The sequence below is a fragment of the Candidatus Omnitrophota bacterium genome (genome assembly GCA_016929445.1).
GTDB lineage: Bacteria > Omnitrophota > Gorgyraeia > JAFGIU01 > JAFGIU01 > JAFGIU01.
Window position 1 is genome coordinate 1 of record JAFGIU010000049.1, and the last position, 10,210, is coordinate 10,210.

The 10,210-nt window shown below is 56.4% G+C and carries 6 protein-coding genes; 2 read left to right on the top strand and 4 right to left on the bottom strand.

Going from position 1 to position 10,210, the window contains the following annotated elements:
* Positions 1 to 209: 209 nt before the first annotated feature.
* Positions 210 to 2,822: a hypothetical protein gene (locus JW937_04120; GenBank protein ID MBN1586600.1), complete on the top strand. Its 2,613-nt coding sequence runs from the start codon at positions 210 to 212 to the stop codon at positions 2,820 to 2,822.
* 116 nt (positions 2,823 to 2,938) lie between these two features.
* On the opposite strand, the gene nagA is transcribed toward JW937_04120, so the two are convergent.
* A complete protein-coding gene (gene nagA, locus JW937_04125; protein ID MBN1586601.1) occupies positions 2,939 to 4,114 on the bottom strand; it encodes an N-acetylglucosamine-6-phosphate deacetylase in 1,176 nt (391 codons plus the stop codon).
* 158 nt (positions 4,115 to 4,272) lie between these two features.
* Between nagA and JW937_04130 the strand changes: the two genes are divergently transcribed.
* Positions 4,273 to 6,117 carry a Na+:solute symporter gene (locus tag JW937_04130; protein MBN1586602.1) on the top strand — a complete coding sequence of 615 codons (1,845 nt, stop codon included), beginning with the start codon at positions 4,273 to 4,275 and terminating at the stop codon, positions 6,115 to 6,117.
* A gap of 97 nt (positions 6,118 to 6,214) precedes the next feature.
* On the opposite strand, the gene JW937_04135 is transcribed toward JW937_04130, so the two are convergent.
* From JW937_04135 to JW937_04145, 3 genes are all read right to left on the bottom strand, one after another.
* Positions 6,215 to 7,606 (bottom strand): carbohydrate ABC transporter permease, encoded by a 1,392-nt coding sequence (locus JW937_04135; GenBank protein MBN1586603.1) that lies wholly within the window; start codon positions 7,604 to 7,606, stop codon positions 6,215 to 6,217.
* On the bottom strand, positions 7,606 to 8,886 hold the full coding sequence (locus JW937_04140; protein MBN1586604.1) for an ABC transporter permease subunit: 1,281 nt from the start codon (positions 8,884 to 8,886) through the stop codon (positions 7,606 to 7,608). The genes JW937_04135 and JW937_04140 overlap by 1 nt, the downstream gene beginning before the upstream one ends.
* 959 nt (positions 8,887 to 9,845) lie before the next feature.
* The coding region (locus JW937_04145; protein ID MBN1586605.1) for an SGNH/GDSL hydrolase family protein at positions 9,846 to 10,210 on the bottom strand (365 nt) is incomplete at its 5' end.

Genomic DNA, 10,210 nt, shown 5'->3' on the forward strand with positions numbered 1-10,210 from the left:
AACCACACCCCATTACCCGATTTACTAATCCCAGAAAAACAGGTTGTTTTCCGAAAAGGGGCTTGGCACTCAACTCCCTAGTCTGATATACTTATTTATAGATATATAAAAGGTTGGCAATATCCTAAATGAGGCAGGGGGCTGCGATGTGGTATGATCCCATTTTCACCCGCAAATCTGAGTCAGGACAACGGAAAGGACCTCTCTGGATGACAGGCCTGGTCACCCTTCTTTTATCTGCATGGATCAGTATTCCCGGTCTTGCCTTAGCCGGGACGAGTATGCTGTGGGATTTTGACCAGGCTGGAGAAACCCAAGGATGGGTTCTCCCTGACGCGGCCCACCGCCAAAACCTCAGCCCCCTGGAGGTGCAGGACGGTTCTCTCCTGACCGAAGTGACGGGCCGGAATCCGAGCATGTCAGTCCTTTTTGTTGAGCCGGTTGAGGCTTCGGATTTTGGGTATTTCCGGATGCGCTACCGGATTTCTTCTTTGGATCGTGAAGCGCAGCTGATGTGGGGCACAGAAATTTATCCGCGTCCGGGAACCTCCGGACAGTGGCGCAATTTCGCGATTGAGGCTGACGGCGAATGGCACGAAGCAGAGCTGGATCTAACCCGGATCGGGACGTGGAGAGGGCGGATTGTGGAGTTGCGGGTGGACCCGGTGCGGCTGGGAAGCCCTGGCGACAGTGTGGAAATCGATTCGATGGAATTGACGCAGCTGAGCGTCCCGGCGCCCGCAGAGGTTTTGACTTGGGAGTTCAACGAAGACGGCAATGTGCAGGGATGGAAGCCGGGGAGCGCTCTATCCCCCTTGGAATGTGCGGACGGCATTCTGAAGACGGAGATTCTTGAATACAACCCGCGGCTTTACAGTGCTCCGGGCCTTCAGATTAACGCAGGAGCACTGACGACATTCTGGATGCGTTACCGGACGAATTCCGGCGCAGACACCGCCCGGCTGCTGTGGCAGACCTTGCATGCTCCCTGGATTGGGGGGCGGAACCAGAGGATGCAGTTCCCCATTGTGGGAGATGGGTCTTGGCAGGAGCTGGTGCTGGACCTGAGCGATCATCGCGCCTGGGCCGGCATGGTGACCCGCTTGCGCCTGGATCTGTCTGCAAACGCAGGCAGCGGGTTCTTGGAAATTGATGCCGTTCGCCTGTTGCCCCGGGGTTATGATACGGCTCTCAACGAACCCGCGTGGGAATTTGAAACAGATTTGGGCGGCTGGGAGGCCTGGGGGTCTCTGGCGCCTTTGCAGGTGGTTGAGGGCGCGCTTGTCTCCGAAATCACGCACTACGATCCGAGAATGGGAGTGCCGGCCACACTCATGATGTCCGCTTCGGTCTACCCTTATTTGGAGCTGCGCTATCGTTTGGAGGACACGGACGGATTGGGCCAGCTGATGTGGGCGCGCGCCGATTCGCCGGCCGTGGGCCAGCAGAACAAATACCTCAATTTCCCGACGCTTCCGGACAGCACATGGCACACGACCACGGTGAATGCGGGCTCCAGCTCTGAGTGGAAGGGTTTGATCACGCAGGTGCGTTTGGATCCCGCGCGCGTCAACGGCTCCGGCCGGGTGGAATTCGATTTCATTCGTTTTGTTCCGGAAGTCAATCCGGATTTGGACGAGCTCCCGCCGAGCGTGGAGATTCTCTATCCTTTGGACGGGGTGCGGGGCTTGCAAGGTGATATTCCGGTCCAGATCAAAGCCGATGACTCTCTGACCGGGGCGACTGGGATTGAGTCGGTAGAAGTCTCCATCATCCCGGGCATTTGGGAGCCTGCTGCGCCCAACCCGGACAAAGACTGTTTTGAGTTCTTCTGGAAGCGGCCTTCAGACGGCCATTATCAACTCTTGGCCCGGGCCACGGACAATGCAGGCCACACACAGGAAATGCAGGTGCCGGCCCAAGTGGAAGTGGCGCCGCTGGCCCGCAAGGGCGCGCGGGGCCTTTATGTCTGGCATGTGTGGGAGCAGACGGAGGGGATCTCTTATATTGCGGACCCGCAGTGGCGCCGGGATCTCCTAAGTTTTGCGCAAGAAAAAGGAATCACCCGCTTGCTTTTGGGCAGTTACGGCGTGGTTTACGGCAATGATAAGGACCGTCAGGACTACCGGGAGTTTATTGCCGCGGCGCATGCGTTGGGTATTGAGGTTTATGGCCTGCAAGGCGAGCATTTTTGGTCGGTGCCGCAGAGCGAGGCTCCGGAGGGCGAGGTTTATTCTGAGCAGGGTTGGGAATATGCGGAGGCCATTGTTGCTTTCGGGGAGTTTGACGGGATTCTCGACGACACCGAGCCCTATATCGCAAACAACGCGGATTGGGAATCGCGCACGGAATTGCGGGCGCAATGGCACCTGGACTATTTGAAGGGCGTGGTGCAGAGGGCCGGTTCTCTGCCTGTCAACGTGACGATCCCTTTCTGGTATGACCAAAGCTCCGGGACCTGGGATCTCAAACTTGACGGATCCGCCGAAGGACGCCCCTTCAACGAATATATTTCGGATGTGGTGGACGAGGTCAACGTCATGGCCTACCGCGATTTTGCGTTGGGTGCCAACGGTTCATTCGAGCATTCGCAGGGAGAGATGGCTTACGCCCCTTGTTGGGTGAGTGTGGAGATCCAGGATATGGAGGCCCTGAACGAGCCCTATGCGGATCTGCAGTCCTATTGGGAGGAGGGCGAGGCCTACATGGAAGGCGAGTTAGGGGTTTTCTACGACGAAGCGCAGGAGTACTCGGACTTCAAAGAGAATTTGCGCGGCTTTTCAATTCACTACGAGCGCCCGTACCGCGAACTCAAACCTTAAAAGTCCGAGCTGGGTGTTCAGCACCCGAGTCCACTTTAAAGATGCTTTACGAAGGGTGCTGAACACTCCCGTCAACCAGCTCATGAGCCATTAATCTCAGGGAGCAGGGACAGTTCTTACCGCTCGCCGAGCTCAGTGGGCCGTAAGAACTGTCCCTTTAGAATCGTTCCGGTAACACCCAACCCTTCATCCAGCATCACCATATCCGCCCGCTTCCCCGCTGCGATCTCTCCGCGCTCGTGATCCAATCCCAGAATTTTCGCCGGCAAAGTGGAGGCCATATACAGGGCTTTTTGCAGCGGAACGCCTGCCTCGCGCACGACGCGCGCAAGGGCCTGGTCCTGCGTGATGACGGAACCGACGAGGGTGCCGTCCAGCAGGGCCGCGCGCGTGCCTTGGAGACGCATGGGGCGGCCGAGGTGCGTGTATTCCCCGTCCGGCATGCCTGCGGGCCGCACGCTGTCGGTGATCAAAGCCAGATTCGGCGGATCGAATTGGGCTCTCAGCGAAAGCCTCAGGATGGCCGGGTGCACGTGCACTCCGTCTGCCGTGATTTCAGCCGTGACATCCGCGCGGTCAAAAGGCAGGGCCGCCAGTCCGGGCTCGCGGTGGTGCAGGCCGCTCATGGCGTTGTAGAGGTGGGTCAGGTGCGTGGCCCCTCGACCGGCAGCCTCGCGCGCGGTTTCCAGACTTGCGTCCGAATGCCCTTGTGCGGCCACCACTCCGGCTTGGCGCAAGAGCGGGATCAAGTCCATAGCCCCGGGAATTTCAGGCGCCAGGGTCATCAGAAGGAGAGAATCCTGCAACTCGCCGAGAATGCTCTGAAGCTGGGCCGGGTCGGCTGCCAGTACGCTTTGTTCGGGGATTCCCCCGCGTTTGGCGGGATTGATAAAAGGACCTTCAGAATAAAGGCCCAGAAGCTGGGCCCCGCTCACGCCTTTCCGGCAAGTTTCGCGCAGAGAACGCAGAGCCTCCGGATCATAGCACAGCGCGGCCACAAAGGCAGTGGTCCCGTGCGCGCAAAAGTGGCGGCTGATTTTCTCAATGCCCTTGGGATTCTTGTCGGCCACATCATGTCCGAGGGCTCCGTGCGCGTGGAGTTCAATAAATCCGGGCGCTACGGTCTGTCCGCGGGCAGAGGTGACGGATTCGCACCCGCGGAGGACTTCTTGAAGATGCTGCGTAGGCCCCACACGGGCGATCGTGCTGCCATCCCAAATAACGGCCCCATCGTGGATCAATTCAAGGGGCGTGAGGACTTCCGCATGGATGATTGCATGGGATCGTGTCATAGAAGAATTTTCTTGAACTCAAGTCGACTATCCGGTACCATTTAAAAATCTGTTAAAGATTATACGTAGATAAGAACAGAAACGCGAGCCCTTCTGTTGCATCCCCCAAGCGGCTAAACACCGACACCCCATAAAGGGAAGATCAAAGGAAGAGGTCTATGTCTAATGAAGTTCTATCACTTCACTTTATAGATTGGTCGATCATTATCGGCTATATGGTTTTTGCCCTGGCCATTGGTTTTTATTTTTCCAAGCGGGCCAGCGGCAGTTTGACGGAGTATTTTGTGGCCGGGCGGACCCTCTCCTGGTGGCTTGCCGGGACTTCCATTGTGGCTACTTCTTTTGCGGCAGACACTCCTCTTGCGATTGCAGGCATTGTGCGTGTCCGCGGCCTCCAGGGAAACTGGTATTGGTGGAGCGGGTTGATGGGCGGAATGTTGTGTGTGTTTTTCTATGCCCGTCTTTGGCGCCGCGCACGGCTTCTTACGGACGTTGAACTCGTTGAACTTCGATACAAGGGTAAGCCCGCGGCCATGCTGCGGGTTTTTCATGCGATTTACCGGTCCACTCTCTTTAACTGCATTACCATGGGGTGGGTTATCCTGGCTATGCAGAAGCTCGTGTTTGTGCTCCTGGGCTGGGACAAGCTCACCTCCATCGTCGTTTTAATGATCCTTACGATTATCTATACCGTCCTCTCCGGAATGTACGGGGTTGTGGCCACCGACCTGATCCAGTTTGTGATGGCCATGACCGGTTCTATTGCTTTGGCGTGGATCACGCTCGTTAAGTTGGGAGGCCCCAAGGCTATGGCTGAGAAGGCCGTGGCTGCGGCCACGGAGCATGCCGCTGCAGTGGATGCCGGGCAAATAGCCGAAGGCATATCGCGCGTGGCGGCCCCGGATCAACTGATCAATTTTGCTCCCAATTTGCAGGCCACGGAACTGGCCTGGTTTACCTTTGCCGTCTTTATTTTTGTGCAGTGGTGGGGCGGGGGCGAGGGCGGCGGCTTTTTGGCGCAGCGCCTCTTCTCAACCCGCAATGAAAAAGACTCCCTCTTGGCTACTCTGTGGTACAACTTTGCGCACTATGCTATCCGCCCTTGGCCCTGGATTATTGTGGGCTTGGGGTCTTTGGTTTTTTTCCCGAATCTTGTGGATCCGGAGCTGGCCTACCCGCGCATGATGGTGGAGTTTCTGCCCACGGGTTTGAAAGGATTGCTGGTGGCCTCTCTGTTGGCGGCCTTCATGTCCACCATGGATACGCACATGAACTGGGGCGCATCCTATCTGGTCAATGACGTGTACAAACGTTTTTTGGTCAAGGAGGGGTCTGAGGACCACTACGTCTTTGTTTCGCGCATCATGATCGTGATTATGGCGATCCTGGCAGGCTTTACTGCCTGGCAGATGGATTCAATTTACAATGCCTGGTTGTTTATCCAGCTATTGATGGGAGGTACGGCTTTTGTCGTGCTTCTGCGCTGGTACTGGTGGCGTATTAATGCTTGGTCTGAAATCTCCTCAATGATTGCCTCGATCGTGCTCTCTCTCTTCTTTGACCGCTGGTCGGTTACCAACGGTCCGGATCTTTACCCGGTGCGCCTCGTGCTGGTATTGGGGGGCGCAACAATCACCTGGATTGTAACCACCTTTCTCACCAAACCGGTTCCTGCCGATCATTTGGAACGCTTTTACCGGCGCGTGCGGCCCGGAGGCTGGTGGGGGCCGATTGCGCAGAAGGCCCGCGATGTCGAAGGTCTGCACCTGGGTTGGCCTGAGGTTATCGCTTGGGGGCTGGGCGTGGCCTGTGTATATGCATCACTCTTCGGTCTGGGCTGGCTTTGTCTCGGAGAGTACACCAAGGGTCTGGTGTCTATGGCCGTGTGCGCGGTGACCGGTTGGTTCGTCTTCAAGATGATGGGCAAGATGGACTGGCGGGGTGTTGTTGCAGGTCAGCGTGACCCGGATCCGGACGAAGAACCCGCCGGAGCCAAAGCTTAAAGGCGTCATTGGTTGAGTGGGGGCGCGACACTGCGTCATCCCGAACACAGTGAAGGGATCTTTGCGGGACAGAGATCCCTTCATCTCTGTGGGCTTCTCAGGATGACAGTTTGGCTCCACGTGTCTTGTTTCCCCGCATCCAACTCCATAAACGCCGCCTTAAGTAGTAGCCTGTGACTGTTCCCGGGTGTGATCCGCGCGTACTCGTTAGCATCCCCGCAATGATATGTCTTTGGAACATGAAGAAGATCAGGATTACGGGCAAGGCGGTGATGCTCGATCCCGCCATCAGATGCACCCAATCCGCCCCCTGCAAGCTCTTGTAAAGAGCCAAGCCCACCGGCAAGGTCCGCATCTCCACGGTATTGGTGAGCAGGAAAGGATAGAGGAAGGTATTCCAACTGCCCATAAAGGTATTGATGCCGACAACTGCCAAGGCAGGTGTGCTTAGAGGCAAGATCAATTTGAAAAAGATCTGGAAGTCATTGGCCCCGTCGATGCGCGCAGCGTCTTCCAAACCCGAAGGAAGGCTGCGAATGTATTGGGTCATCAGAAAGATATTAAAGGGCGAGACCGCCGCGGGCACAATCAGTGCCCAGTAAGTATTGAGCCAGCCGAGTTGCTTCATCAAAATAAATATCGGAACCATAAGGACCTGGGGCGGAATCATGATGCCGGCCAGAACCATCAGAAGCAGGGTGCGCTTGCCGGGGAATCTCTTCCGTGCAAAGGCATAGCCCACCATGGCGCTGAAAAGAAGGTTGCTCCCTGTCACTGCAAGGGCGATCACGATGCTATTGATGGCGTAGCGGTCAAAGGGCCCGCTGAAGAGCACATCCCGGTAGTTGAGCAAGGTCCATCGCTTCAGCCTCAGCTGGACTTCATCAATATGCAGAGACCCTTCCCCGGGGCCCACAACTTTGAGCGCCAATTCCTCTGCAATTTTTTCCGTGAGCCCCGGCCGGAGCCGGCCGATAGCCAGTTTTGAAATGGGCAAGGAGACTTGATTCCAGCCGCTCACGGGCGAAGGCGAAATATACGGTGTGAGATCGATGTCCAGCAAGGAGTTCTTTCCGTCGGAAAGACCCAAATGCATGGCTCCAAGCGTTCCCTCCACTCTTATTGCAAACTCCAGTATGGAAAACTTACGCATATCCTGGTGCAGCGGGAGCTGCCAAGTGAAGCCGGAAGCTTCGGGGATGCGGTAGTCCAGACTCAGGTGCTGTCCCAGGTAGGCAGAACTGTCTTCTTCAAGCAGTTTCTGTTGGACCTTGGCGCCGGGTCCCGGATTCATCCGGCTCTTATGTGTGCCTTGCTGGTTACTCTCAAAATCCGCCAAAACGAGACTGCTGACACTTCGCCTTAGGGTGCCGGTGGGCTTAAGAGAAGTGTAAAACATCAGCACGAGCGGGATAAGCGCCAACCCTGTAATCAGACAAAGTGCGAGAAAACTGAGCCGTCTTTGTATGAGAGTTGCGGGACCGTTCACTAGGCTTCCTCACTATAGGCTTCAGACGGGCGCAAGAGGCGCATCTGCAGAATCGAGAAGCCCATCACAATGATAAAGAGGATATAGGCCACAGCGCTCGCTACGCCCATATCAAAATCGTGAAATCCGAGTTCGTAGAGGTGGTACACGATGGTGGAGGTGCTCCCCAAAGGGCCTCCTCCGGTCATGGTGAAGATCTCCGGAAAGACTTGGAAGGAGTAAATCGTGTTAACCACCACAGCAAAGAGCAAAATAGGTTTGATCTGCGGGAGCGTAACATTCCAAAAACGCTGCCAGGCATTGGCCCCATCGATGTGCGCGGCTTCGTAAAGTGTATTGGGGATGGATTGAAGGCCTGCTACGAACAGAATGGTGTAATAACCGAAACTTGCCCAAACATTCATGAACATGATCGCGGGCAAGGCCAATTTTGGATTGAGTAACCAGCTTGGATCGGGCGGAGGGATCCTGAGCCGGGAGAGGATTCCGTTGACCATCCCGTCGGGTGCATACAAATAGGTGAAGATGGTGGCAACCACGATGACGGATGTGGCAACCGGGAGAAAAAGCCCGGCCTGGAAGATGCCTCTCAGAGGGATGCGCTGGCTCAAGAGTACTGCACAGAATAAGGCCAGTGACATGGTGAAAGGAATGGTTCCCAAGGCAAAGAAGAGCGTATTTCCCAGGGCCTTGAGAAATTGCGCGGACCGGATCGCGTCCACATAGTTCTGGAGCCCCACAAAAGAGAAGCGCCCGCTTAGAAAATCATAATCGCAAAAGCTAACCAGGAAGCTGTGTACCAAGGGGTAGATCCCGAACAAGAGAAATAATACGAACCAAGGCGAGAGAAAGAAGAGGGTGGAATAGTCAAAACTCCGGCCGGGTTCGCTATAGCCCTCCGCCGGGAAAGGGGCGCCCAGCTGGCGTGCGAGTTTGCGGTGCAAATAAACTCCCAGCAGCAGCAGAAAAAGCAGCACTGCCACAGAGGTCCCCGGATCCGCCCAGGTCTTGGGGGTGGCCTGTCGCTGAAGAATTTCTTCAATGGCCTGTGCCTGTTCCCTCAACGCGACTTCGGGCTCTACGGATTTGAGAAATACCTTGTCGATCAGAACCGAGAGCTCGTGCTGGATTCGGGACCACCTGGGATGGCTCGGAGGCGCGACAGCGGAGTGGGTTTGTAAAAGAAAGTGGCGATGCAGGGGATGGGTCTCAAAGAAGGGATGTTTGAGGGCAGAGAGTGTTGTGGGCACGACGTTTTGTTGTACCTCCACAATCTCCATGACCTGTTTCTCATCAATAAGAAAACGAATCAGCTCCAAAGCGGCCTCAGGGTGTTTGCAGCTCTTGAGTACGGAAAAGACCTCGCATCCGGCAAAAGAGGCCTGAGTGCCGCGGTTAGGGGCGGGACGCGGCAGCATGCCGACACCAAAATCGAGTTGCGGATTGAGCCGGGGAATCAGGGGCAGGTTCCAGCCTCCGGAGATTTGCATGCCGATGCGGCCTTCGGCAAAGAGCGTGTTGACTTGGGCCTGCCGGTCCACCAGGGAGTAGGGGCCCAGGCTGCGGTAAAAGCGTAACGCATCCAGAAACTCCGGGGAGTCCAGAAGGGTTTTCTGTTGGTCGCGGTTCATGAGCTGAGCCCCGTTGGACCAGGCAAAGGGCATGAACTCCTGCCAAGGCGCGTAGGATTCGCCCGCAAAGATGGCAAAACCATAGGTGTCCTCGGAGAGCGCGTGGATGCGGCGTGCTGTGTCCAAGAGCTCCATCCAGGTGCCGGGGGGCTTTTCCGGGTCCAGGCCCGCTTGGGCAAACAGATCCCGGTTGTAAAAAAGTACGCGAGTGCCTGCGAGCCAAGGAATCCCATAAAGGGTTCCCTGGTACTGGGCGGACTCCCAAAGGATGTGCTCATCAAGCAGAGGCTCCGCCACTTCGGTGAGGTCTTCCAGAACCCCGGTTGCGGCAAAAGAAGCGACCCAGGTGCTCCCGAGTTCCACCACATCCGGAGCATTTCCCGCGGCAATGGAGGTGACGATCTTGTCGTAGCCGTGTTCCCAGGTGAGTTGCTGGAACTCCACTTTGATTCCGGGATGCAAGTCCTCAAAACGCCGGATCTGTTCGCCCATCAGCTCCTCGGCAGCGCTCAACTGCCACAGACGGATCTTGACCGGCTCTTGAGCAGCCCATGCCTTCGCAGGCAAGAGGAATAGGAAGACCAGGGCCCAAAGCAGTCTCATTGTTCTCACGGCACCAAGCCCTCACTTTCCAAGAAGGCACGGAGCTCTTGCGCCACGAGCGCGGCTCCGGCTTCGGTGAAGTGGGTGGAATCGTAGAAATAATTGGAGTCGTGTGGAATACGGGCGCCGAGATCCAGACAAGGGATGCGCTCCTGAGCGCAAATCTTGATCAGGGCTTGGTTGAAGATCTCCTGCATACGCCACTGCGTTGCGGCGGATATCGAAAGCCGCATTTGAGTCATCCAGTAGTCCCCGCCCTGGATAGTCTGCCAGTATTCCGTGTCCTCAAAAAGCGAAGGCTGGGTGAGAAAGACCATGGGGATGTTCAGCTCCCGGCCTGTGCGGATAATTTCCAGGACATTTTGTCTGA